At 56.0% G+C, this 24,203-nt stretch carries 20 protein-coding genes and 1 pseudogene; 16 read left to right on the top strand and 5 right to left on the bottom strand.

Going from position 1 to position 24,203, the window contains the following annotated elements; genetic code table 11:
• Nucleotides 1-6 precede the first annotated feature (6 nt).
• From ACTLLP_RS04410 to ACTLLP_RS04380, 7 genes are all read left to right on the top strand, one after another.
• Nucleotides 7-1,788 carry a DNA methyltransferase gene (locus ACTLLP_RS04410; RefSeq protein WP_441061196.1) on the top strand — a complete coding sequence of 594 codons (1,782 nt, stop codon included), beginning with the start codon at nucleotides 7-9 and terminating at the stop codon, nucleotides 1,786-1,788.
• The gene (locus tag ACTLLP_RS04405; protein WP_441061193.1) at nucleotides 1,788-3,071 is read left to right on the top strand and encodes a hypothetical protein; all 1,284 of its coding nucleotides are present in this window, start codon (nucleotides 1,788-1,790) and stop codon (nucleotides 3,069-3,071) included. The genes ACTLLP_RS04410 and ACTLLP_RS04405 overlap by 1 nt, the downstream gene beginning before the upstream one ends.
• Nucleotides 3,072-3,995, top strand: coding sequence for a hypothetical protein (locus ACTLLP_RS04400; protein ID WP_441061190.1), 924 nt, complete (start codon nucleotides 3,072-3,074; stop codon nucleotides 3,993-3,995).
• Entirely contained in the window at nucleotides 3,970-6,777 is a 2,808-nt protein-coding gene (locus ACTLLP_RS04395; protein ID WP_441061188.1) for a DEAD/DEAH box helicase, read from the top strand. Before ACTLLP_RS04400 ends, ACTLLP_RS04395 begins: the two co-directional genes overlap by 26 nt.
• Entirely contained in the window at nucleotides 6,778-8,793 is a 2,016-nt protein-coding gene (gene pglZ / locus ACTLLP_RS04390) for a BREX-3 system phosphatase PglZ (protein ID WP_441061185.1), read from the top strand.
• The gene (locus tag ACTLLP_RS04385; RefSeq protein WP_441061183.1) at nucleotides 8,790-9,536 is read left to right on the top strand and encodes a hypothetical protein; all 747 of its coding nucleotides are present in this window, start codon (nucleotides 8,790-8,792) and stop codon (nucleotides 9,534-9,536) included. The genes pglZ and ACTLLP_RS04385 overlap by 4 nt, the downstream gene beginning before the upstream one ends.
• Before the next feature lie 110 nt (nucleotides 9,537-9,646).
• Nucleotides 9,647-10,606: an ADP-ribosylglycohydrolase family protein gene (locus tag ACTLLP_RS04380; RefSeq protein WP_441061630.1), complete on the top strand. Its 960-nt coding sequence runs from the start codon at nucleotides 9,647-9,649 to the stop codon at nucleotides 10,604-10,606.
• A gap of 5 nt (nucleotides 10,607-10,611) precedes the next feature.
• Here the strand turns inward: ACTLLP_RS04380 and ACTLLP_RS04375 are convergent, their stop codons facing one another.
• Nucleotides 10,612-10,986 carry a cyclophilin-like fold protein gene (locus tag ACTLLP_RS04375; protein WP_441061181.1) on the bottom strand — a complete coding sequence of 125 codons (375 nt, stop codon included), beginning with the start codon at nucleotides 10,984-10,986 and terminating at the stop codon, nucleotides 10,612-10,614.
• Nucleotides 10,987-11,204: 218 nt separating this feature from the next.
• Here ACTLLP_RS04375 and ACTLLP_RS04370 point away from each other — a divergent pair, with 218 nt between their 5' ends.
• Nucleotides 11,205-11,882 carry a phosphoribosyltransferase gene (locus ACTLLP_RS04370; protein WP_441061179.1) on the top strand — a complete coding sequence of 226 codons (678 nt, stop codon included), beginning with the start codon at nucleotides 11,205-11,207 and terminating at the stop codon, nucleotides 11,880-11,882.
• A gap of 44 nt (nucleotides 11,883-11,926) precedes the next feature.
• Here ACTLLP_RS04370 and ACTLLP_RS04365 read toward each other — a convergent pair whose 3' ends face one another.
• Complete coding sequence (locus ACTLLP_RS04365) at nucleotides 11,927-12,532, bottom strand: class I SAM-dependent methyltransferase (RefSeq protein ID WP_441061177.1); 606 nt, start codon at nucleotides 12,530-12,532, stop codon at nucleotides 11,927-11,929.
• 410 nt (nucleotides 12,533-12,942) lie between these two features.
• On the opposite strand from ACTLLP_RS04365, the gene ACTLLP_RS04360 reads away from it, so the two are divergent.
• The 5 genes and pseudogenes from ACTLLP_RS04360 to ACTLLP_RS04340 form a co-directional block, all read left to right on the top strand.
• The gene (locus tag ACTLLP_RS04360; protein ID WP_441061174.1) at nucleotides 12,943-13,452 is read left to right on the top strand and encodes a general stress protein; all 510 of its coding nucleotides are present in this window, start codon (nucleotides 12,943-12,945) and stop codon (nucleotides 13,450-13,452) included.
• Between the two features lie 15 nt (nucleotides 13,453-13,467).
• Nucleotides 13,468-14,157, top strand: coding sequence for a sulfite exporter TauE/SafE family protein (locus tag ACTLLP_RS04355; RefSeq protein ID WP_441061172.1), 690 nt, complete (start codon nucleotides 13,468-13,470; stop codon nucleotides 14,155-14,157).
• Between the two features lie 160 nt (nucleotides 14,158-14,317).
• On the top strand, nucleotides 14,318-14,890 hold the full coding sequence (locus ACTLLP_RS04350) for an IS607 family transposase (protein WP_441061169.1): 573 nt from the start codon (nucleotides 14,318-14,320) through the stop codon (nucleotides 14,888-14,890).
• Nucleotides 14,877-16,100: an RNA-guided endonuclease InsQ/TnpB family protein gene (locus tag ACTLLP_RS04345; RefSeq protein WP_441058453.1), complete on the top strand. Its 1,224-nt coding sequence runs from the start codon at nucleotides 14,877-14,879 to the stop codon at nucleotides 16,098-16,100. Before ACTLLP_RS04350 ends, ACTLLP_RS04345 begins: the two co-directional genes overlap by 14 nt.
• 158 nt (nucleotides 16,101-16,258) lie before the next feature.
• A pseudogene (locus ACTLLP_RS04340) lies at nucleotides 16,259-16,690 on the top strand (hypothetical protein); the annotation flags it as partial.
• Nucleotides 16,691-16,797: 107 nt separating this feature from the next.
• Here the strand turns inward: ACTLLP_RS04340 and ACTLLP_RS04335 are convergent.
• Together ACTLLP_RS04335 and ACTLLP_RS04330 are read right to left on the bottom strand one after the other, a co-directional pair.
• Nucleotides 16,798-17,181 carry a NifB/NifX family molybdenum-iron cluster-binding protein gene (locus tag ACTLLP_RS04335; RefSeq protein ID WP_441061166.1) on the bottom strand — a complete coding sequence of 128 codons (384 nt, stop codon included), beginning with the start codon at nucleotides 17,179-17,181 and terminating at the stop codon, nucleotides 16,798-16,800.
• A gap of 85 nt (nucleotides 17,182-17,266) precedes the next feature.
• The gene (locus tag ACTLLP_RS04330; RefSeq protein WP_441061163.1) at nucleotides 17,267-17,659 is read right to left on the bottom strand and encodes a NifB/NifX family molybdenum-iron cluster-binding protein; all 393 of its coding nucleotides are present in this window, start codon (nucleotides 17,657-17,659) and stop codon (nucleotides 17,267-17,269) included.
• Nucleotides 17,660-17,900: 241 nt separating this feature from the next.
• Here ACTLLP_RS04330 and ACTLLP_RS04325 point away from each other — a divergent pair, with 241 nt between their 5' ends.
• From ACTLLP_RS04325 to ACTLLP_RS04315, 3 genes are all read left to right on the top strand, one after another.
• Nucleotides 17,901-19,487, top strand: a complete 1,587-nt coding sequence (locus ACTLLP_RS04325) for an exonuclease (RefSeq protein WP_441061161.1) — start codon at nucleotides 17,901-17,903, stop codon at nucleotides 19,485-19,487.
• Between the two features lie 51 nt (nucleotides 19,488-19,538).
• Nucleotides 19,539-21,008, top strand: a complete 1,470-nt coding sequence (gene guaB / locus ACTLLP_RS04320) for an IMP dehydrogenase (protein ID WP_441061158.1) — start codon at nucleotides 19,539-19,541, stop codon at nucleotides 21,006-21,008.
• 101 nt (nucleotides 21,009-21,109) lie between these two features.
• Entirely contained in the window at nucleotides 21,110-22,411 is a 1,302-nt protein-coding gene (locus ACTLLP_RS04315) for a hypothetical protein (RefSeq protein ID WP_441061156.1), read from the top strand.
• On the opposite strand, the gene ACTLLP_RS04310 is transcribed toward ACTLLP_RS04315, so the two are convergent.
• Nucleotides 22,364-24,196 (bottom strand): FeoB small GTPase domain-containing protein, encoded by a 1,833-nt coding sequence (locus ACTLLP_RS04310; protein WP_441061153.1) that lies wholly within the window; start codon nucleotides 24,194-24,196, stop codon nucleotides 22,364-22,366. The two genes, ACTLLP_RS04315 and ACTLLP_RS04310, sit on opposite strands and share 48 nt — an antisense overlap.
• Nucleotides 24,197-24,203 lie beyond the last annotated feature (7 nt).

Below are 24,203 nucleotides of genomic sequence, written 5' to 3'. Positions count from 1 at the left end.
GCAGGATTGGATCTAGAACTTTTTGCGCCGGGAAAGCAGTCTTTAGAGCAGGGCCCAGTGGAATGTTTGGGGCTGACCTTTGAATCTGAGGAGGCGCGTCGGGCCTATTTCCTGGGCAAGCTGCGCGAATCTCTAGAAGAGCTGGAGGCTAAGCTTGGCGGCGTGCCTTTCACCGGCGTGGAGGACGCAGTGGCACGCCTGCAGTCAATTGAGAAGTGGCCGATGGGGGATGAGGAGCAGCTAAAAGAGCTGGTCCGGCGGATGGCCAGGGCGGCCCGGCGCGAGCCGCATAAAGATCTTTTGCAACTCTGGAAGGATGAAGTGGGCTTCCCGCAGGGGAAGATGGAAGATATCTTGCGTCTTTCCGATCCACCTTACTACACCACCTGCCCCAATCCCTTCGTAGAGGATTTCATCCGGCACTACGGCAAGCCTTACGATCCAGAAACTGATAACTACCGCCGCGAACCCTTTGCCGCCGACGTGAGCGAGGGGAAAAACGATCCCATCTACAACGCCCACTCCTACCACACCAAAGTGCCGCACAAGGCCATTATGCGCTACATCCTGCACTACACCGAGCCTGGGGACCTGATCTTCGACGGCTTTTGCGGCACGGGCATGACCGGGGTGGCGGCTCAATTGTGCGGGGACAAAAAAACGGTGGAGGCCCTGGGCTACCGGGTGGAGGCGGACGGCACCATTTTAAAACCTGAGGAGGAGAACGGCCAAACGGTCTGGAGGCCCTTTTCCAAGCTGGGAGCGCGTCGGGCTATCTTGAACGATTTGTCTCCGGCGGCCACCTTCATCGCTCACAACTACAACACCCCGGTGGATGTGGCAGCTTTTGCGCGCGAGGCGCGGCGTATTTTGGAAGAGGTGGAGGCCGAGTGCGGCTGGATGTACTTGACCCTGCACAACCCCACGGAAGAGCAGATACAGAGGGCGCTTAAGGAACTCGATGAGCTCCCCGAGCGCAAGCAGGGGAGCCCGGACCTTCCCTGGGGCCGGATCAACTACACCGTCTGGTCGGACGTCTTCATCTGCCCTTCCTGCGCCGGAGAAGTAGTTTTCTGGGAGGCGGCGGTGGATAAAGAGGCGGGGAAGGTGCGCGATGAGTTTCCTTGCCCCCACTGCGGCGCTCGTCTTACCAAGCGCAGCATGGAGCGGGCCTGGGTATTGAGGTTCGATAAGGCCATAGGGGAGACCGTGCGCCAGGCCAAGCAGGTGCCGGTGCTCATCAACTACAGCGTGGGCAAGAAGCGCTTTGAAAAGCAGCCGGACGCCTTTGACCTGGCGCTCATCGAGAAGATAGAGAACCTTGATATCCCTTACTGGTACCCGACCGATCGGATGCCGGAGGGAGAAAAAACCCGTGATCCGTTGAATGTAGGCATCACCCACGTGCACCATTTTTATACGAAGCGGAACTTGTGGGTTCTGGGGGCTTTAAGAAAGGCTAATCACGGAATCATTTTTTCAGCAATACTCAATGAAACATCTAAATTGAGCCGTGTTATAGTTAATTATTACTTCAAAGGCGGTGGAGGACCTTTCGTAACAGGAACGCCTGGTACACTTTATATTCCAAGTCTTAATGTTGAAAAGAGGCCAATATTTGCTTATGAAAATAGACTGAACACGATTATCAAAGCCTGGTACTTATTTAATTTTTTTAAGAGTTATCCTACATATATTTATTCTTGTCAATCTGCAACTAAACTCCCCATTTTTGCTAATTCCATAGACTACATCTTTACCGACCCCCCCCCTTCGGCGGCAACCTGATGTACTCCGAACTCAACTTCCTCTGGGAGGCCTGGCTAAAAGTTTTCACCAACAACAAGCAAGAGGCGGTGGAGAACCAGGCGCAGGGCAAGGGCCTTCGGGAGTACCAGGAGATCATGACCCGCTGTTTTAAGGAGTACTACCGGGTTTTAAAGCCCGGGCGCTGGATGACGGTGGTCTTTCACAACTCCAAGAACAGCGTCTGGAACGCCATCCAGGAGGCTATCCAGGAAGCGGGATTTGTTATAGCCGATGTACGCATGTTGGACAGAAAGCAAGGAACCTTTAACCAGGTAACCTCAAGCGGTACGGTCAAGGTGGACCTGGTCATCTCCGCCTACAAACCCAACGAAGGTCTGGAGGAGCGTTTCAAGCTCAAAGCCGGCACGGAAGAGGGCGTGTGGGACTTCGTCCGCGCCCACCTAAAGCAGCTGCCCATCCCGGCTTTAAAGGGCGGTCGCCTGGAGGTCCTACAGGAGCGGATGGCCCACATGCTCTACGACCGCATGGTGGCCTTTCACGTCCAGCGGGGAGTGCTGGTGCCCCTTTCCGCCGCGGAGTTTTACAAGGGACTAGAGCAGCGCTTCCTGGAGCGCGACGGCATGTACTTCCTGCCCGAACAGGTGGTGGAGTACGACAAAAGGCGCCTTAAAGCCAAAGAGCTGGCCCAGCTCGAGCTTTTCGTTGTTGACGAAGCCAGCGCCATCCAGTGGCTCAGGCGCGAACTGGCCAAAAAGCCTCAAACCTTTCAGGAGCTCCACCCGGAGTTTATTAAACAGATTGGTGGCTGGCACAGGCACGAAAAGCCCCTGGAGCTGAAAGAACTTCTGGCCCAGAACTTCCTCTGCTACGAGGGCAAAGGGCCCATTCCGGCGCAAATTGTTTCTTGGCTCAAGTGCTCCGAGAAGTACCGGGACAAGATCAAAAAGCTGGAAGATGAAGGGCGCATGACCGCCATGGGCCTTGAAACCGACGATCCGGAGCTCATCGCTGCCGCCAAGGACCGCTGGTATGTGCCCGACCCCAACAAGGCGGCCGACCTGGAGAAGCTCAGGGAAAAGGCTTTGCTCAAAGAATTCGAGGAGTACCGCAACTTCACCGGCCGTAGGCTCAAGGTCTTCCGTCTGGAGGCCGTGCGCGCCGGCTTCAGGAAAGCCTGGCAGGAGCGCGACTACCAGACCATCATCGAAGTCGCCCGCAAAATCCCGGAAAGCGTCCTACAGGAAGACCCCAAACTCCTCATGTGGTACGACCAGGCACTCACGAGGGTGGGGGAGGAGTGAGTGGCGGATCTATCTTATGGTGAACTGCCAGCGATGAAGGGGTATATTATGCAAAAGAATAAAAAGAATGAAAAGGCTGTTCATGTTTTTCTTGACACAAACGTGCTGATTTTCTTTCTTAAACACAATGTATTTTTCAAATACACCGCATACCCTTTTCCTATTAAGTTCGTTATCCTTGAAAAATGTTGGAATGAGCTGAAGAACGGCTATAAAAGGCATTTTCTGAATGTACAAACGATTTGCGAGTGCGTTAGCAAATGGAAGAAGGCTGAGCAGAAAGGTCAAGAGGATAAGTACACAGGCGACCATACTAAAGAGATCGCTCGGCAGATAATCTTTAAAATTTTAGACATTCTTAATCTTTCTTCCGAAGAAGTGGCGGATTTGAAAAGAGCCCTGCACCGATACGATCTTAATTTTGAATTTGGAATCGCAGAAGAATATCAGGGAACGTCTCTTCCGGAGATGGAAACTGTTTTTAGCTTGCCAAGCCAGGATCGAGAGGCAAGAGACATACTGCGGATGAAACAGTTTTATGCACTGACCAAATCCTATTTACGAGATTTTTATAAGGATTTAGAAATCATTAGAAAGCGAGCAGGAATAGAAATGATATACGAAGAGCGACTTTTTCGAAAGATTATGGAAAGGAGCATTTTGCTAGAAGATACATACCTCCCCCCAGAAGATACTGATATAGTGTTTGCCGCCCTAGCTTCGGGATGCGATATTTTTGCTACAAACGACAAAGATTTGTTGAAGAAATTGCTAACTCTGGGTTTGAATCACAGTTTAGAACTCGTAAGGGTAAACGCAGTTTCTCCCCGGTCTCCAGAAGAAGTGTTAGGAGCGTTGAAAGAATTAGATGCGGCTTTGGAGGAATATCAGCATAAATATGCGGTACATGAAGACGAGCTTTAGTGAGTGCTATAGCGTTATCCACAACCAACCCTGCTACCTGCTCCAAACAGAAACCCTCTGGGGTCAGACCTTCTGCCGCGTCTGGTTGCCCGTTGAGGGTGTCGTCGTGCGGGTGCGGGCGGAGGAGCTCGTACCTCTGGAAGAGCACGCCTCTTCCCTCGGAGCGCACCACCTGGTTTGCGTGGCGGCTGCAGCCCGCATTGAAGAAGCACTGGCCCAGGGGGTTCTGCTGGCTCCCCTCTCGGCCTCGGTAATTCCGCTGCCCCACCAGATTCACGCTTTGTCCAGGGCCGTCTCCGGCGACCGAATTCGCTACCTTCTGGCCGATGAGGTGGGCCTGGGCAAGACCATCGAAGCCGGGCTCATCATGCAGGAGCTTAAGCTCAGGGGGCTTGTGCGCCGCACGCTGGTGGTGGCCCCCAAGGGCCTGGTACGGCAGTGGGTGAGCGAGATGTGCCTGCATTTCAACGAAGATTTCCAGCTGGTGCTGCCGGAAGGCCTAGCAGCTTTGCGGCGCTTGGCAGGCGGCAACCCGTGGATGTACGTGGACCAGGCAGTGGTCCCTATGGATTCCGTAAAACCTTTAGAGAAACGGCGGAGCTGGGGCGCAGCTCAAGTGGCAGCCTACAACCGTGAGCGCTTTGAAGACCTCATCTCCGCCGGCTGGGATCTCATCATCGTGGACGAGGCTCATCGCCTGGGAGGAAGCACGGACGAGGTGGCCCGCTTCAAGCTGGGCCAGGGCCTGGCAGCAGCCGCCCCTTACCTCCTGCTCCTCTCGGCCACGCCCCACCAGGGAAAGACCGATTCCTTTCACCGCCTCCTGACCCTTTTAGACCCGGAAGCCTTTCCAGATAGGGAAAGCGTAACCCGGGAACGCGTGCGCAAGTACGTTATCCGGACGGAAAAGCGCCAAGCCGTAGATTTAGAAGGCAAACCCCTTTTCAAGCCTAGGCAGACCCGGCTTTTACCCATCTCCTGGGGAGAGCGGCACCGGGAGCAGCGCCTCCTCTACGAAGCGGTAACGGAATACGTGCGTCAGGGTTACAACCAAGCGCTAAAAGAAAAGAAAAATTACCTGGGCTTCTTAATGATCTTGATGCAGCGCCTGGTGACCTCCAGCACCAGAGCCATCCGCACAGCATTAGAGCGGCGGCTAGAAGCTCTAAGCGCTCCGCCGGAGGGGTTCCCGCTTTTCCCGGTAGCTTCTGTGGAGGAGTGGGCCGAGCTCGACGGCGAAGAGCAGATGGACTTGCTGCTGGCCTCCCGCCTTCAGGCCCTTAAGAACGAACGGGCGGAAGTGAAAACCCTTCTGGAGGCGGCCAGGCGCACGGAAGCGGCCGGACCCGATGCCAAAGCCGAGGCCCTTTTAGAGCTGATCTACCGGTTGCAGCAGGAAGAAGCCGACCCCGAGCTGAAAATCTTGATCTTTACCGAGTTTGTACCCACCCAGGAGATGCTGCGAGATTTCCTGCAAGAGCGAGGCTTTTCCGTGGTCTGCCTCAACGGCTCCATGGACCTGGAAGAGCGGCAGAAGGTGCAGGAAGCCTTTGCGCGTGAGGCGCAGATCCTCATTTCGACCGACGCGGGAGGAGAGGGGGTCAATCTCCAGTTCTGCCACGTGGTCGTAAACTACGATATTCCCTGGAACCCCATGCGGCTCGAGCAGCGCATCGGCCGGGTGGACCGCATAGGGCAAAAGAAAACAGTCCGCGCGATAAACTTCGTTCTGGAGAGCACGGTGGAGCACCGCGTCCAAGAAGTCCTGCAGGAGAAGCTGGCGGTAATTCTGCAGGAGTTTGGCGTGGACAAAACGGCAGACGTGCTCGATTCGGCCGAGGCCGAAAAGATTTTCGATAAGCTGTATCTAGATGCCTTAATGGAGCCTGAAAAACTAGAAGATAAGGTTTCTTCCCTCCTGAAATCCCTCCAGGAACAGGCCCAAGTGATGCGGGAGAGTTCCTCCCTTCTAGAAGGAGAAAAAGCCTTTGACCCCGCCCGAATTTCGCAGTTGATAGACCCGCGCATCGAATACTGGACGGAAACCATGACCGTAGCCTATTTGAAGGCGCACGGCCAGGCCAAACGGGAAGGGCGAACCTGGAGCCTCATCTGGCCCGACGGAGAAAAGCAGGAAAATGTGGTATTTACCGCCAGAGAGGCCGAAGTCACACCTTCTGCGACCTACCTGGCCTTAAAAGATCCCCGTGTGAGTCGTCTCGTGGCCCAGCTTTCGCCTTTCTTCCCAGGACAACCGATTCCCGTCATGCGGTTGGCCGATCTGCCGGAAGAGGTGCGAGGATTCTGGTCTTTATGGAAAATAGCCGTCTGCACCGCCGATAAGTCCTGGCGCAAGCAGCGTGAGATTCCCCTCTTCCTGCATGACGACGGGCGGACTTTTCTACCCGCAGCGCAACGTATCTGGGATCGGTTGCTCTCCGGCGAACTGCAGGAGCCCGAGGAGTACTTAAGAGGTCCGGAAGCTGTTGAGGTGTTCAACCGCCTTCGGGAAATTGCCGAAAAGCAAGGGCACGCAGTTTACGAGGAGCTCCTGAGGGCCCACCAGGACTTTTTAAACCACGAAAGAGAAAAAGGCATGTACACTTTCAGCGCCAGGAGGCAAGCTGTGATGCGACTTGGCCTGCCCGCTGTGCGCAGCCATCGCCTGGCCAAGTTGGAGGAAGAAGAGAAAGAGTGGCTAAGGAAACTTGGGAAAAAGGCCGATGTGGTGCCGGAAATGGTGCCTCTCCTCGTGGTCAGGGTGGTAGGGGGCTTGGACTAAATGGAGAGCTGGCGCGACCTTGTCCTAAGCGAATTTGAGCCGGGAGCAGGGGAACTAATCTTGGTTGCCGATCCAGATAGACTTTTGGTAGAAGAAGAAATTCTTCGCACCCTCCGGGAGCGCAACTACGAGGTTATCATCTACGACGATCCGGTGCACTTCCGCTTCCTTTATGAATCCAAGTACAAGCCGCGGCAGAAACAAGACAGCTCTCTGGGGCTGGTGGTGATCGTTCAGACCTCGAACCTTTACTGCCTCCCTTACGACCTCTGGCAGACCGGGCGAAGAGTCTCCTTCAGCCTGGCTGACATTTTCCCTCAGCTAAGCTACCGGATATTGGTAGAACTAGATCGAGCGGACTTCGAACCCCTTTACGAAGCCTGCCAAGGACATTGCCATAGCAGATTAGGGGACAACGCCACCAAAGACTTTGTCTTAAATCACGTGTTCGGAATTTTTCCGGAGCGTATAAGGGAGCCTCATGAACTCCTTCACGTTCTCATCCGGCATCATTATCAAAGGCGGCGCCTGCCCGAAATCTTAGAAGAACGTTTTATCCAAGTCCTGCAAAGCAAGGGAGGATTTACTGAGTGGCCGCTGGAGCAGATAGTTTCCGATCAAGAAGCTTTCTTTGCCTTCCTGCAAGAGAGGTGGAAAATCTTTCTTGACCGCCTAGTTCACGGGAACAGTTTTGCCGCCGAGCCGGTAGCTACCTATGACCTGCGCTTTGACGGGCCTTTATTGCTCCCCTTCGATCACCCAGAGCTCAGGCCCTACATGGACAATCTTTTCCTCGAAGGGTATCTAACTCCCGTGCCCCACCCGCAGGCGAGCAGGCTGGCCGATCAGTGGGTATCTGTGGGCCTCAAAAAAGACCCGTGGGAGCGGTTCTTAAGCTTGGCCGCAGCTGCGGAAAAGTCGATACCTAAAGACCACGCCCGCTACCACGAATGGCTGGAATTTGCGTGGCGTTGGGCAGAACTTACCGTTTTATATTTCGAACTCCCTCTAGCCCCCGGAGAGCATCTGGAAGAAAAAGCAAAGCAAGCAGACGAAATGTACGGCAATCTCCGCCGGCAGGTGGACAAGGCCTTTTTAATCTGGATGCAGCAGCGTTACAGCGCTCTTTACAACCAGCCGACCGTTCCTCCCGCAATGGTTCACCATATTCCTCGCTATCTTGCCTACCTGCGGGATAAGAAGAAATTTGAAAAGCTGGCCCTGATTGTGGTGGACGGGCTTGCTCTGGACCAGTGGCTGGTCGTAAAAGAAGTCCTTGCAGATAGATGGCCTCAGTTTCGCTTCCACGAAAGCGCAGTTTTCGCCTGGGTTCCTACGTTGACCTCAGTTTCCCGCCAAGCTATATTTGCAGGAGAACCACCTTTATTTTTCGCGAGCTACCTCGATAGCACTGGTAAGGAATGCTCTTTGTGGCTTCGTTTCTGGGCCGACCAGGGCTTGAGAGAAGGCGAGATAGGCTACCTGAACGTAGCTGGCGACGAGTCTCCAGGAAAAGAAGTAGGAGAAATCCTTGAGCGGCGAAGCTCCGTCTTGGGCTTGGTGATACAAAAGGTGGATAAGATCATGCATGGGGTAGAGCTCGGAACGGCGGGAATGCACAACCAGGTGCGCCAGTGGGCACAAATGAGCTATCTAGGCAAACTGCTGGAGTTTCTCGTTGAAGAGGGATTTGAAGTTTTTCTGACTTCAGATCACGGCAACCTCGAGGCGCAAGGTATAGGACGTCCGGCAGAAGGAGCGACAGTTGACTACCGGGGCTACCGGGCCCGGATCTATTCCGATAAAGGTCTGAGAAAACGGACCAAGGAGCAGTTCCCGGAGGCCCTGGAATGGGAATCCATCGGGCTTCCCGATAATTTTTTACCTTTGCTGGCGGCTGGCCGCTCCGCCTTCTGCCCTAAGGGGGAGAAGGTGGTTTGCCACGGGGGGATCTCGGTGGAGGAGGTAATCGTCCCTTTTGTTCACGTAGAGCGCGTTAGGGGGAAAACCTTGTGAAAGCACAGGTGGGATTCAGCCAGCGGATAAGGCTCGAGTGGCTCGAGTACACTGCTCAGCTGGTAATAGAAGGCCGTTCGAGGAAGGAAATCAAGGCTCGGCTCGAAGAGCTCCTGAAAAAGCATCTTTCGGTGGGCCGGGACTTTCCTACTATTGGTAACCGGGAAAAAGCCATTGTCATTCTGCTAAAGATCTGGTCATCACCTCCCGAGTCCCTGGTGGAGTTTCGAAACGACGGGCTAAAGTTACTTCAAGCCGTAATTCCTGAGCTCCGCCTGGCCGTGCACTGGGGTATGACCATGGCAGTTTATCCCTTTGTTGCCGCCGTAGCCGAGATCGTAGGGAAGCTTTTGCTTCTGCAGGGTTCGGTTGCGCGGGCGCAGGTTCTAAGGCGGCTGTGCGAACAGTTGGGCGAAAGGGAGACCGTAACTCGGGCTGCCCGGCGGGTAATCCGCTGCTTTGTTGATTGGGGCGTTCTCCAAGATACCCCTCGCAAAGGCGTTTATCAGGGTGGCCCGGTGCGCGAGATCGAGGACGAAAGGCTGGCCGCTTGGCTTGTAGAAGCAACCCTTATCGCCAGAGGGGTCACCCTGTATCCTCTGAACCAGCTGGTTGCGCCACCAGCTCTTTTCCCCTTTCGCCTAAGAAATATAACTCCCTGGGCCATAGAAGAAAATGGGCGCCTCACCGTTCAGCGCCAGGGCGGAGACAAGGATATGGTAGTAGCGGAGAGACGCCACTAAAAACCGGCGGTGGCGAACTTGCCGCCCAAAAGGATAGCGGGGTTTCTCTCCGAGGTACTGGTGCAGCCGGAGCAGGATGTGAAGCCGGGAAGCAAGGAGAGGTGATAGTCATGATATCGCTGGCCGAGAGGATAAGAGGTGGAGTTTACGGGCTGGCGGTGGGGGATGCGCTGGGAGCTCCGGTGGAGGGGATGTCCCGAGCGGAGATCCAGGAGCGCCATGGTATTCTTCAGGATATGGTTGACGGGTGGCTTAAGGCCGGAGAGTGGACGGACGACACGGAGATGATGCTGGCTGTAGCCGAGGGGGTAATCAAGGACCCGGCCGATCCGGTGCCGCACATAGGGGAGGCTTTTCTGCGCTGGTGGGCCACCGATCCCCCGGACATCGGGAACATCGTTCGCTCGACCTTTCTGGTCTACACCTTTCTGAGAGATCGCTACCAGATAGACGACTGGCACCGGGCGGCCAGGGAGGTACACCAGCACCTGAAGCTCACCGCCGGCAACGGGGCGCTCATGCGGACACTTCCGCTGGCCTTCGCTTACCCGGCCCCGGCCGAGCTCTATATGTGGTGCATGGAAATAGCCCGCATGACGCACTGGGACCCGGAGGCGGGGTTCACGTGCTTCCTGTACTGCCGCACGGTGCAGGGCCTCCTGGAAGGGAAGGAGCTCCCAGCGGCCTTTGCCCGGGCGCTGGCCGAGATGCAAAAAGAGGCGCCGCCGGGCGAGGTAGGCCGGGCGGCCTCTTTGCTGGCGGGGAAACTGGCAGGAGTGCTTGACTGGCCGGAGGAGCAGATGCAGCCCAGCGGCTACACGGTGGACACCCTGGCCTGCGCTTTGTGGTGCGCGGCCCACTCGAAAAGCTTGGAGGAAGCCGTGGTAAAGGCGGTCAATCTGGGCGGGGACGCCGACACCACCGGGGCGGTCACCGGGGGCCTAGCCGGGGTGATGTACGGGTACAGGGCCATACCGCGCCGCTGGCAGGACGAGCTTAATGATGACCGGCGGGCGAGGCTTGACGCCGCGGTAGAGGGGCTTATGGCCCTGGTAGAAGCGGAGCGCTGAGCTTCCTACCCTTCAACCCTGGTAAGCCTCACCTTTTCGCCGTCGCGCACTCCCTTCAGGGCTTCAAGTTCCCCTTCTACCACTTTTCCTATCACCGTGACGGGGCTATAGGGCCTGATCTCCCCCGGGCCCGATATGGGGGTAGGGCCGAAAAAGACGCATAAAGCCCGGCCCGGAGGCCAGTAGGCCACCTCCCCGAGCTCCACCGTTTCTTGCGGCTTCTCCTGGGGGAGCTCCAAAGGCGTCGCGAAGTAGATCTCGTCGCCCCAGGTGCTGACCTTGACTTCAAGGGGCAGGGCTTCCCACACCTCCCGGGCGGTTGAAGTATGGTTGAGGGCGATTTTAAGCTTGAGCGTCCCTATTTCCAGCCACACCTGCATTACCGGCCAAAAACCTCCTCGTTAAAGGAAACAAGTCTAAGCTTGCGGGTTGAGTTCAATATAGGCAAGAAAAGGGTGCGCGTCAAGAGCTTGTAAGCCACCGGTGCGCGCCCTTCGCCGGGCATTTTTCCGAAGCTTAAATCTCCTGTTGTATTATGGTAGCAGGGCTGAGCGAAGAAACACCTGGTAGGATGGCCCGGAAAGGAAGGAGTGACAGGATGTCCGCTGAGAAGAAAGTTTACGATCTTCCGGAGCTCCGGGGGAAAGAGAGGGTTTTCGCCGACCGGGAGGAGGCGGGGAGGGTGCTGGCCGGAATGCTGGAGAAGTACCGGGGCTCCAACGCTCTGGTCCTGGCCATCCCGGCGGGTGGAGTACCGGTGGCTGCGGTCCTGGCCGAGGAACTGGGGCTGGAGCTCGACGTGGCGGTGGTGAGTAAAATCACTCTACCCTGGACTACCGAGGCCGGCTACGGGGCGGTGGCCTTCGACGGCACGGTGCTTTTAAACCAGGAGTTAATTTCCTACTACGGACTGACCGAGGAAGAAATAGAGGAGGGGCGACAAAAGACGGCGGCCAAGGTGGCCCGGAGGGTCAAAGAATTACGGGGGGACCGCCCCTTTCCCGAACTCAAAGGGAGGCCGGTGATCCTGGTGGACGACGGTCTGGCTTCCGGCTTCACCATGCTCACCGCCATTAAGGCCCTGAAAAAGCTGGGGACCGACCGTATAATCGTGGCCGTGCCCACGGCCCACTGGGGCGCTCTGGAGAGGGTGGCGCCCTATGTGGAAGCCATTTACTGCCCCAACATACGAAGCGGCTGGCGCTTCGCCGTGGCCGACGCCTACGAACTCTGGTACGACGTGAGCGAGGAGGAAATGAAAAAACTTTTGCTGTGACCGCGAAGATAGGGAGGGATGGAAGCCAACCGCCGGAAGCAGAGCTACTCTTCTAGCGATTTATGGCTCAGACCGTAGAAATAGATCCGCCCCACAGTGCCTACCTGAAGATTTTGCTTCAGCTGCAGTTTTTCCAATTCTGCTAGAAAGTCCTCTTTGGTGAAACGGTCCTCGGTCGGGTGCTCGAGGAAAGTACGGCTGAACCAACTTTCCAACCCTTCCCGGGGCACCTCTTCAAAATAGTAAAAGCCACCCGGCTTCAGCACCCGGGCAATTTCGCTGAGAGCGGACCGCCAGTCGAGAATGTGGTGGAGCACGCCCACAGCAAAGACTCCGTCGAAGCTGGCGTCGGGCTCCGGTATCTTGGTAGCATCGGCTACGTAAATTTTCAGGCGGGAAGCGTACGCAGCCAGGCGCCGCTGAGCTATCGCTACCAGGCCCTCGTCAATATCAAAAGCGTGCACCCTGTCCGCTCCTAACTCCAGGATCAAGCGAGTCATGGCCCCAGCGCCGCAGCCCACTTCCAGAACCTTTTTCCCCTCTAGCCGCATTCCCAATCGGCGCTTTAATAGCCCCAGGTAAAAGAGGCGTAGTAGCCAGGCGCGAGCTGGATGGCTGACCAAAAATCTTTCCACGCGATTAAGACGCATTTTATCGCTACCCTACCGGGTGCTCTCTCGCTACAGTCTATTGCTGGACGCGAGTCTAATCAAGGGTGATAAGAAAAATCGGGAAAGAAGCTAGGCGGATACGGGGGAGCAGCACATAAGCTTCTTTCGCTGAAATTTCGATGGAATTCTGTGAAAAGGGAAGCACGCTCTTATAGGAACGAGAAGAGTTCATAACGCCTGACAAGCTGCATTTTGGCTGGTTTTGGGATTTGACTTTTGCTTTTCCTGCCAATAAACTGAACCCTAGCTATAAGGGCACGTGGGATTTTCAGCATCGGACCCCTGGGCGCTAAAAAATTTTCCAGGAAAGGGAGGTGCGTGCCTGGTTCGGAGGGGTCCCTGCCTGAGGTTTAGAGTCAGGTAGGTTTTACGAACCAGGTTAGGGTTTTATGGCAGAGAAAAGTGTAGTGGCAATTTATGAAACGGTGGATGCGGCGGAAGCGGCGGTAAAAAAACTTATCGAGCAGGGGTTTCCGGCTCAGCGGGTCTCGGTCATAGCTCGAGATCTAGGCAGCGGAACGGAGAAGGTGCACGGCTTCGCTATCACTGGTGACGTGGCCAAGAGCGGAGCCGGAATCGGCGCCTGGGTAGGCGGCATCTTTGGCCTGCTGGTGGGGGCTGGCTTCTTCTGGCTCCCGGCCGTGGGACCAGTGCTGGTCGCTGGTTCGCTAACCTCGCTGTTCCTGGGTGGTTTGGCTGCTGGGGCCGCAGAAGGTGGACTACTAGGAGCTCTGATCGGTTTAGGAATGTCCCACAACCACGTGGCCAAGTACGAAGAAAAGTTAAAAGAGGGAAAGTGCTTAGTGGTAGCGCACGGCTCAGCCGAAGAAGTAGCCAAAGCCAAGGACGTACTCAAGGCAACTTCGCCGGAGGAACTAGAAGAACATAAAGGCGCCTAAGATTGGAAACGGCGTATGCTGTTGGAAATTTTGTACGGTGCGGTCATCGGCCTCTCTCTGGGCTTAACCGGAGCAGGTGGTTCTATTATCACCATACCCATTCTCCTTTATTTGCTGGGTATGGACGCCCATGAAGCCACCGGGACCAGCTTGGTCATCGTGGGAGTGGGAGCTCTGGCTGGAGCGGTGCAGTACGAATTCGGTCGCCAGAAATACTTGCATTGGAAAATAGGTTTTCTTCTGGCGCTGACAGGAATTATCGGAGCTTTCTTGGGATCTTACTTCAATTCCCTGGTTTCGTCAACCGTTATTTTGTACCTGTTCGCAGCGCTGATGCTGGTCGTCGGGGGGCTGATGTTCCGGGAAAAACACTATGGCGGTGGTAGCGAACTCCCCAGCTTTAGTAAAGTCAAGGGAGCTAAGGCTTGGCTCAAGTTCAGCGGGGCAGGGCTGCTAATTGGTCTACTCACCGGCTTCTTTGGTGTGGGCGGCGGTTTTCTCATCGTGCCAGTGCTAGCTCTGATCCTGGACTTTCCCATGAAACACGCTATCGCTACCAGCCTACTGGTTATCGCACTCAACTGCTTATGGGGAGTGCTGTCACGGCTGAGTGGGATTAGCACTATAGAATTGGGCCCGGCTCTTTGGCTGTCTGGGCGCGGTGCTAGGCATAGCGGTGGGAGTGGAGATAGCAAAAAAGATTAAGCCGGGAACCCTCACGCGGATTTTCGCCGTTTTCGTGATACTGCTAGCCGTCTACATGTTCCTTCGCACTTCGGGGTTGGTAAGGTTATAAGCCCGCTAAGGGTAGCTAGCAGCTAAAGATACGATTGATGTTTGTTCTCTTTTATGATAAAGTATGCCCATGAAACTCAGTGAATGGGCAAAAAAGCACGGGATCACCTACAAGACAGCGTGGCGCTGGGTCAAAGAAGGCAAAATGCCCGTGCCGTTTGAAATCACCCCTTCGGGGACGATCCTAGTTCACGAACCCGAAACCGTGAAAGAAGGTCTCGTTGCCATCTACGCCCGGGTGTCGTCTTCCGACCAGAAGGCCGATCTGGAAAGGCAGGTGGTAAGGCTCCTGGAGTTCGCGAATGCCAGAGGCTTTTCGGTCGGAAAGACGGTGAAGGAGATCGGGTCCGGTCTAAACGGCAGGCGGAAGGAACTCCTCAAACTGCTTTCCGACCCGAACGTGACGACGATCGTCGTGGAACACCAGGACCGGCTCACGCGCTTTGGCTTTGAATTTATCGAAGCCGCTCTTCGGGCGCAAGGACGCCGCATTCTGGTGGTCGAAGAAAGAGAAGTGGACGACGACCTGGTACACGACATGACCGAAGCGCTCACCTCCCTGGCCGCTCGTCTTTATGGCAAGCGTTCTGCGAGACGCCGGGCAAAAAAGGCGCTGGAGGTGCTTCAACGTGAAGATCCGTAGAGCCTACCGGTACGAACTCGATCCCAACACCGAGCAAAGGATTCTCCTTGCCAAGCACGCCGGGGCTGTCCGCTTTGCCTACAACTGGGGCCTTGCGCGGTGGAAGAAAATCTACGAGAACGAAGGCCGCAGTACGAACGCCGTCGAACTCCACCGCGAACTGAACCGTCTTAAGAAAACGGACTTCCCGTGGATGTACGAAGTCTCCAAGTGGGCGCCGCAGGAAGCGCTCCGAGACCTGGAGAAGGCCTTCAAAAACTTCTTCCGCGGCCTAAGGGCTGGGAGAAAAGTTGGCTATCCAAAGTTCCGCCGCAAACACGACCAGCGGGACAGTTTCAGGCTGGATAACAGTTCCGGCACGATTCGGCTCCTTCTGGACGGGAACGATAGGCGTTATCCCGGGAAAACGCGGCACATCGTGCTCCCCCGGATCGGAGCTGTGCGTTTAAAAGAGAAGCCCGTTCGCCAGAAGAAGAACGACCGCGTTCGCATGTATCTTCCCCAAGGGCGCATCTTTCACGCCACCGTAAGCCGCGAAGCCAATCGGTGGTTTGTGAGCCTCACGGTGGAAGAAGAGATCCCCGAACTCCTTCCACCGCAGGGATCAGTGGCAGGGATTGATATTGGTCTCGAAGCGTTCGCCACGATCGCGGACGGAGGGGGAGCGGTTCGGAAAGTTGGGGCACCTAAGCCGTTTTGGGAAGCGCTTCGTCGATTGAGAAGACTTCAGCGGCGTCTTTCCCGCCGGGGCGTGCGAGACAAGAACGGAAGGCTCATCGAGCGCACTAAGAACTACGAGAAGGTGCGCCTTGAAGTCGCCAAACTCCACCGCCGAGTCCGAAACATCCGGCTGGACTTCCTCCACAAACTCACGACCGAGCTCGTTCGGACGCATCCGGTGATCACGATCGAGGATTTGAATGTTGCGGGAATGCTAAAGAACAACCGCCTTGCCCGGCACATCGCCGATGTCGGCTGGGGCACCTTCCGGGTGCTTCTCGAAGCGAAAGCCAAGCTTTGGGGCGTGCGGCTTGTGAAGGTGAACCGTTTTGAACCGACCTCGAAGACGTGCTCCGTTTGCGGGCATGTTCTTTCCGAACTCCCGCTTTCCGTCCGGGCGTGGACGTGTCCGGTATGCGGCACTCGCCACGATCGGGACGAAAACGCGGCGAAGAACCTGCTCAAATTCGCCCTGGTAGCTGGCGTGTAAGCTGCCCTACCGCAAGTTCTGCGGGAAGTGACGCCTGTGGAGAGGAGCTCTGCGGCGGAACGGGAAACCGGTCTACGAGCACCTCCTCGTCGAAGCAGGAAGCAACCGGACAGTATCTCAACGGGATATTTGTCTATGAGTTGTAGAACGGCTTTCCGGCCCAGCAACTCTCAATCGTAGCCCAGGATCTCACCAGCGAGGAGAAAATCCACGGTTTCGTGACCGCCGGCGACATTGCCAAGAGCGGAGCCGGAATCGGCGCCTGGGCAGGCGGCATCTTTGGCCTGCTGGTGGGGGCCGGCTTCTTCTGGGTTCCAGTGGTGGGGCCAGTAGTGGTGGCGGGTTCGCTGGCTTCGGTTTTGTTGGGAGGCATAGAGGGCGCGCTGGCCGGAGCTGCAGGTGGCGGAATCTTAGGAGCTCTGGCCGGTTGGGGAGTGTCCCGCGAGCACGTGCTCAAATACGAGGAGAAGTTGAAGGGTGGCAAATATCTGGTCATCGCTCACGGCTCGGATGAAGATGTAGCGCGGGCGAAAAACATGCTGGCCGAAACCAATCCCGAAGAACTGGAAACTCATCCTAGCGCAAAGTAAAATTTTCCGCCTTTCGCGCCGTCAAGAGTTACGGTTAACCTGTGCCGGAGCGCTAAAAAAAATAAAAGGGGAGATTTTTTCTCCCCTTTTATTTTTATGCGCGTAATTTACCGGTCAGATCCCGGACAAATGCCACCACCAGGATAGGTGCCCTTGGAGAGCTTCCCCTGGAAGTAGGCATCAATGGCTTCTTGCACCGTGCCCCCGGCCCCAATGCGACATTCCATTCCCGCCGCGGCGATGGCCTGGAAGGCGTTAGGACCCAGGTTGCCGGTAACGATAACCTTAGCGCCTTGCTCTTTAAGGAGTTCCACGGCTTTGATACCGGCCTCCGGCTCCCCTTTGGCAGGGTGAGGAAACGCCTGGTATCCCTTGGTTTCAGCGTCGAAAATTAGATAGTATTCAGCCTCACCGAAATTAGGCTCTACCAGAGAATCGGGACGATTGCCTTTGGCTGATACCGCTATTTTAATGCAAGTATCTTTCGCCACTCGGCATCCCTCCTCTACCCAAAAATGCTTTTAAAGAATTATTACATTTTCAGGTAGATAAGTCAAGCTATCATTTTGAAATCGTTCAGGGTATCTGGCCCCCGTCCAGGTCGGCGCGGTCTGGGCTGGGGCAAAACCCGCCTCCGGCGTAGGTGCCAGGGGAGAGCTCGCCGCGAAAATAAGCCTGTATCGCTTCCTTGACCGTGCCCCCGGCTCCGATGCGGCTCTCTATCCCCGCTGCAGCGATGGAATGCAGAGCGTTGGGGCCCAAATTGCCAGTGACTACCGCTTCTACCCCTTGCTCTTTCAACATTTCCACTATTTTAAGTCCTGTTTCTTCCTCCTCGCGCATCCGGTTAGGAATAGCCTGGCAGCTTCCGCTCTCGGTGTCATAGATAAGGAAATAGCTGGATTCACCAAAATTAGGCTCTACCAGCGCCTCCAAAGTGTCGCCCTGGGAAGAAATCGCAATCTTCAAAGCTTAACCCCCTTACTTGCTCCCACGGTCATACCTCTAGTTATTTTTACTTATTTTTACCGGCAGCCTCACTTTCATTCCTGGACTCCACTGGATAAAAGTGGGAGACGCGCAGGCGCTGGGCAGCAGACCGCCTCCGAACTCCAAGACTGACTCGGCACCGCAGAGCAATTTTTAACTCCGCCCCCCACCTTTTTAACAGGGGAACGCCGCCGGAGCGGAGAATAGTGGGGGAGAGTGGGTGAGGGCTAGCGGGGTGGTCAGGGTGACGGTACAACTCACTTTTTTCGACGGTGTGGCCTGCATTGGGGGCAATAAAATCCTGTTGGAGCAGGACGGGATAGGCTTATTTCTGGATTTCGGCACTAATTTCGGCGCTGAAGGCCGGTTTTTTGACGAGTTTCTGCGCCCTCGGAGTATTCTGGGATTGGCCGATTTGCTGGCCCTGGAAATTTTGCCTCCATTATCGGGAATTTATCGCACCGACCTGGAGCTACCCGGCATTTGGACCAAGTACGCCGACCATCCCTGGTGCCGGGAAGTGGAAGTGCTGGCTATTCTGCTCTCCCACGCCCATTTTGACCATTGCGGTTGTCTGAGCTACGTGCGTCCGGATGTGCCCATAATCACTTCTCTCTCCACCGCTTTGATCATGAAGGCGATGCAGGACTCCTCCGCCGGGGGGGTGGAGCTCTGCTATGTGTTGCCCCGCGAGCTCAAAGACGGGCTGATCCGGGCTACCAACCACCGCTGCGTGCCCTATCAACAGCGCCCTTTCGGCGTAATGGCGGCCGCGCTGCCCGAAAATGTCCACTCTTTCTGGCATCGGGCCGTGACTTCTCGCCAAATTAACCCTTCACCCCTTCGCGCTCTAGGAAAGGAAGCCCAGCTAGGGGATTTCTCCCTCCGTTATTTTCCGGTGGACCACTCCATCCCCGGCGCGGGTGCTTTCGCCATCCACACGAGAGCAGGTTGGATAGTCTACACCGGAGACCTACGCCTGCACGGGCGGCGAGCCGATTTCACCCGCCGCTTTATGCAAGAGGCAGAAAAGCTAAGCCCGAGGGTTTTGATCTGCGAGGGCACCCATCCGGGAATCGATTCGCCCGTGCAGGAGGAGGCGGTGGCTGCTAACTGCTACGAAGTGGTTAGAAAAACTTCGGGATTAGTGATAGCCGATTTCGGTCCCCGCAACGTGGAGCGTCTATTGGCCTTTCTCCAAATAGCCGGGGAGACCGGGAGACTCTTGGCCCTTACCCCTAAGGACGCGTATCTACTAGAGGCGCTGCGGGCGGCGGGGGAGCATGAGATCCCCGACCCTGTGGCTGATCCCAGGATAGCCCTTTATCTTCGCCCCAAGGCCTTCCGCAAGCCCTGGGAAGAGTGGGCAATCGCTCGCTTCAACCAGCGAGCTCCGGAGAGGGTGGTGGAAGCAGCTCAAGTTAAGGATGATCCCGGCGGCTTCCTTCTCTGCTTTTCTTATTATGATTTCCACGCTCTGCTGGATATTGAGCCGAGAGGCGGCACTTACATCTACTCCTCCAGCGAAGCTTACGACGAGGAGATGCTGGTGGATCAGGAAAGGGTGCGGAACTGGATTGAGTTTTTCGGTTTGAAACTTTACGGGTCGCTAGGGCGTGAGCGGGAAGGCTCCGGTTTTCATGCTAGCGGCCATATTCACGGGCCGGGATTGGAGGAACTGGTGGAGACCATTGCGCCGGAGATTCTGATACCGGTGCATACGGAAGACCAAAATTTCTTTCAACGCTTCACCGGCAAGTTCCAGGTGGTGTGGCCCGAGCGAGGACGCTCTTTGGTGCTGGCGTGATGGTATGCTATAATAATCCCCATATCGCGGAAGGGCGGGGTGAGAAAGATAATGGATCCTGAAAAGTTCAGCCGGAAGGGCTTGACTTTTGATGACGTCTTGCTGGTGCCGGCAGCATCGGCCGTGCTTCCCCGCGAGGTAGATACCACCACTTATTTTACCAATCAAATCAAGCTAAATATTCCCATTGTGAGTGCCGCTATGGACACGGTGACCGAGGCGCGGATGGCCATAGCCCTGGCGCGGGAGGGGGGGATCGGGGTCATTCACAAAAATATGAGCATCGAGCGGCAAGCGCTAGAAGTTGATCGGGTCAAGCGCTCCGAACACGGGGTTATTTCCGACCCCTTCCACCTGGGACCCCAAAATACCGTGCGCGAAGCCATGGCGTTAATGGAACGCTACCGTATTTCGGGAGTGCCGATCGTCGAGGAAAACGGCCGCTTGGTGGGAATAATCACCAACCGAGACATCCGCTTCGAGACCGACTTCGATCAGCCCATAAGGAATGTGATGACCAAGGAAAATCTCATTACCGCTCCGGTGGGAACCACGCTGGAAAAAGCCAAAGAAATATTGCGCCGCTACAAGATCGAGAAGCTGCCTCTGGTGGACGAGAATTTTATCCTCCGGGGCCTTATCACCATTAAAGACATTGAGAAGTCGCAAAAGTATCCCCACGCGGCCAAGGACTCCCAGGGGCGCCTGGTAGTGGCGGCGGCAGTGGGTGTGGGGACGGGATTTATGGACCGGGTAGAAGCGCTGCTTGCCGCCAAGGTGGATGCGGTTGTGGTGGACACGGCGCACGGCCACTCCACACGAGTCATCGAGGCGGTGAAAACCATCAAGCAGCGCTACCCGGAGCTCCAATTAGTGGCGGGCAACGTGGCCACGGCGGAAGGGGCAAAGGCACTTTTTGAGGTGGGTGCCGATGCGGTCAAGGTGGGTATAGGTCCGGGTTCCATCTGCACCACCCGCGTGATCGCCGGGGTGGGGGTGCCCCAGATAACCGCCATCTACGAGTGTGCCCAGGAGGCCAAGCGCTTCGGTCGGCGTCTTATTGCTGACGGCGGTATCAAGTATTCCGGCGATATCACCAAAGCCATTGCCGCCGGGGCCGACGCGGTGATGCTGGGCGGCCTACTGGCCGGTACCGAAGAGAGCCCTGGGGAATTGGAGATTTACCAGGGTCGGAGTTACAAAGTGTACCGCGGTATGGGATCGCTGGGCGCCATGCGCGAAGGCGGTGCCGAGCGTTATTTCCAAGATCATGGCCCTAAGCTGGTGCCCGAGGGGGTAGAGGGGCGGGTTCCTTACCGCGGACCTTTGTCGGATATGGTCTTTCAGTTAATAGGTGGGCTGCGAGCGGGCATGGGTTACTGTGGCTGCCGCAGTATCGAGGAATTGAAGGCAAAGGGGCGTTTCATCCAGATAACTCCCGCCGGTCTGCGGGAGAGCCATCCTCATAACGTGGTCATTACCAAAGAAGCCCCCAACTATACCATTCACACCACTCCCTAGTGTATCCAATTTTTCAAACTCCTCCTATTTCCAGGAGGAGTTTGGTTTTCGGTGGCGAATGTTAAATTTATACTGATAAAGAATAAACTGGGGGTGAGTGGATGGGGGAGGCGCTGGCTTCTCTCACCGATCTTTTGAAGAGCACCCTTTATTTCCTCGAGGGGATGTGGCTGGAAGAGCTTTGCCCTTATGTGCGGCAAAGAATGCTGCGCGACTTGCCACCCACCGAGCTCCGGGCGCTGGTGAGCAGGTGTTTGGAGCAACACCCATGTTTCGTTCAAGATAAGGAGAAGCGTTGGTGCCTTGACCGGCGGGGACTACAGGAGAACGATGCGGTGTACGAGTTGCTGCTGGTCAAGGGCAAACCTATGAGCCGCTGGAGTCTCATGCGCGAGAAGAACAGTAAAGAAGGTAAACTCAATCACGACGGGCGTTTCATCCGGGTGGGGGAAGAGAAGTGGGGATTGACCGAGTGGACGGCCGACTTTGGCGTTTATCCCTTGCGGCACCTGGTAATCAAAGCCTTGCGCCAGCACGCTTCGGGACTACCGCTGTCGCGTCTGGCGGCGGTGATAAGTGAGTGGCGCCCGGTAGAGCCGGCCGCCATTGAGAAAATTTTGCGCCGGTATCCCTATTTTTACCACCAGCGAGGCATTTGGCGCTACGATGTCCGCGCTCACCGAAGCTGGCGGGAAGCTGCTTCCCAGTTCACCGCCGCTCTGCGTCAGCAGAAACTGCGCCTGGAGGAGCGAATGGCACTCTGGCAAAGCAAATGTTCCAGCCTGGCTGGTGCGCTTAGGGAAGCGCAAGCGGCCTGGAGGGAAACAGCTGCCACTCTGGCCTCCCAGCAGGAGCAGATAGAATCCAGCCGGGAGCAGATGGAAGAGCAGCGGTTGCTCTTGCAATTGCGTAAGCAGGAGCTCCTGCACTACCGGCAGCAGTGGCAGCAAAGCGAACGCAAGGCCCAGAGTATTTTGCATCAATGCCGCTTGTGGGTGAAGCGGGCGCGCGAGTTAGAAGGCGCTTTGGCCGTGGTGGAGAAGGAGTTGCAGCAAAAGCAGAAAGAGCTCCTGCAGTTGCGCCAGCGCTGGGAAGAAACCCGCGAATACTACGGTACTGAGGTGGCTAAGCTGCAGCGAGAAGTGATCGAGTTAAAGCAACAGCTGGCGCAACAAAAGGCCCGAGCTGAGGAGGGAGAAGAATACTGGACCGGGGAGAAACACCGGCTGGAGCACGAAATCAAACGCCTGGAATCTACCCGAGAGGAATTACTCCGCGAGCACCGCTTTCTCCAGTGGGAACTGGGGCGCCTGCGAGAAGAAAACCGCCGGTTAGAGCGTCAGCTACGCCACCCACTAATTCGCTTTGTACGACGCTTGGGTTTTCTCTTTGCTCGCGGCTAGCTTTTCGCGCCAGCTGGCTTCGCCCCAAAGGAATAGTACCAGCAAAGCTACGCCGGCCCAGGCCCATATTCCCAGGCAGGTCAGGGTCAGGTGGGTGAAAACCCCCACCGCCAGGGCGGTGACCAGCATGATTCCGGTAACGCGCAGCATATCCAGCCAGCCGAGTTCCCGCGTAAGCACCAGGAAGGTTGCGATGCAAGGAAAGTAAACGGCCAAAATGGTGCTGGCCACGGTCAGCTGAACGGGGGTGAGGTTCAGAGGAATGAGGATGCTCATGGCCACATCCTTGCGTAAAAAGCCCAAGAAAAGAGCGATGACAGCGTCTCCGGGAAGGCCAAATAGAGGTTTGAATACCGGGGCGAAGAGGCGCGCCATCCAGTAGGTTAAACCGGAGGTGTGCAGGAGGTTCACCAGCAGAATGCCCAGTATGACCAGGGGCACGGCTTCGCGCAAGAAATGACTCAGGCGCAGGTGGAGCTTTTTGAATAAAGTTTTCCGGTTGGGCCAGCGATAGGGAGGGATTTCCATCAGCAGCGCCGGGGTATACCCAGCCGTCAAGCGATTGAGCAACAAACCCAGAACAAGCCACACGGCTAGCAAGGTCATAAATACCTGGGCCAGATATTTGCCCCCGTGTGGCCCCACCAGAGCGAAGATCATGGCCGTCTGCGAGAAGCAAGGCACGGCTATAACCATCAAGGTGCTGGCGATGAATTTCTGGCGTCTACTTTCCAGATTGCGGATGGCCAGCGCGGCGGGGACATTGCACCCTAACCCCAGCACCATAGGGACGATAGCGAAACCGTGCAAGCCTAGGTTATGCATTAGCCCGTCCAACAGAACGGCCAGGCGAGGCAGATAGCCCAGATCCTCCAGAAACCCCAATACGGCGTAAAAAGCTATGATGTAGGGGAGCACCATGGCCAAGGGTACATAAAGACCGGTGGTGAGCAAGCCCAAGGAAATAGCAAAATCTATTTTCCCGTCTACCAATTGACCAATCAGAAGGTCGTGCCAGAATCCGTGACTGCTTAGGAAGGGACTCAGCTTGAGCAGAAGGGGAGCGTAGACTTGGTCGAAGAAAGGATCGAGGATCCAGCTGATTAATCCTTCGCCTACCAGCCGCACTACTTTAAAAGTAAGGTAGAGAACCACCAGAGCGATAAAAATACCAGCCACAGGGTGTACACTGAGGTCCTGCAGCGTCTCCAGCCAAGTGTGGTGGCGGTGGCTCAAGTGCTGAACTTCTCTCACGATGCGGCCCACCGTGGCGTAGCGTTCGTCCACCGTATGCCAGCCCACATTGCCCAAACTGGCTTCTGGTAGGCGCTGGACCAGCTCTTTCAGCCCCATACCGCTGGTGGCAGCCGTGGGAATTACCGGGACCCCTAAGATCTCTTCTAGCCGCACCACGTCGATGCGAATACCTTTATGCTGGGCCTCGTCATAGAGGTTTAAGGCCACCACCATGGGTGTGGAGCGCTCCAGGAGCTCCAAAGTGAGGTAGAGATTGCGTTCTAGATTGGTGGCGTCCACCACGTTGATGATTATATCTCCTTCTGCCAGCATGGATACCGCTACTTCTTCGGCTTTGCAGGAAGGCTCCAGCGAGTAGGTGCCAGGAACATCGATGAGCTCTACCTTCTCGCCTTGAAAATCCAAGTAGCCCTTGGTGTATTCCACGGTGGTGCCCGGGTAATTGGAGGAAATGACCCGGGTGCCAGTTAGTTGGGTAAAAATTACACTTTTCCCTACGTTGGGATTACCCACCAGCAAGATCTTCACGCTTTTT

Origin of the sequence: Desulfothermobacter acidiphilus, from assembly GCF_052073645.1 — a bacterium.
GTDB classification, from domain to species: Bacteria; Bacillota; Desulfotomaculia; order Desulfotomaculales; family Ammonificaceae; genus Desulfothermobacter; species Desulfothermobacter acidiphilus.
This window is presented reverse-complemented; position numbering and strand designations above follow the sequence as displayed.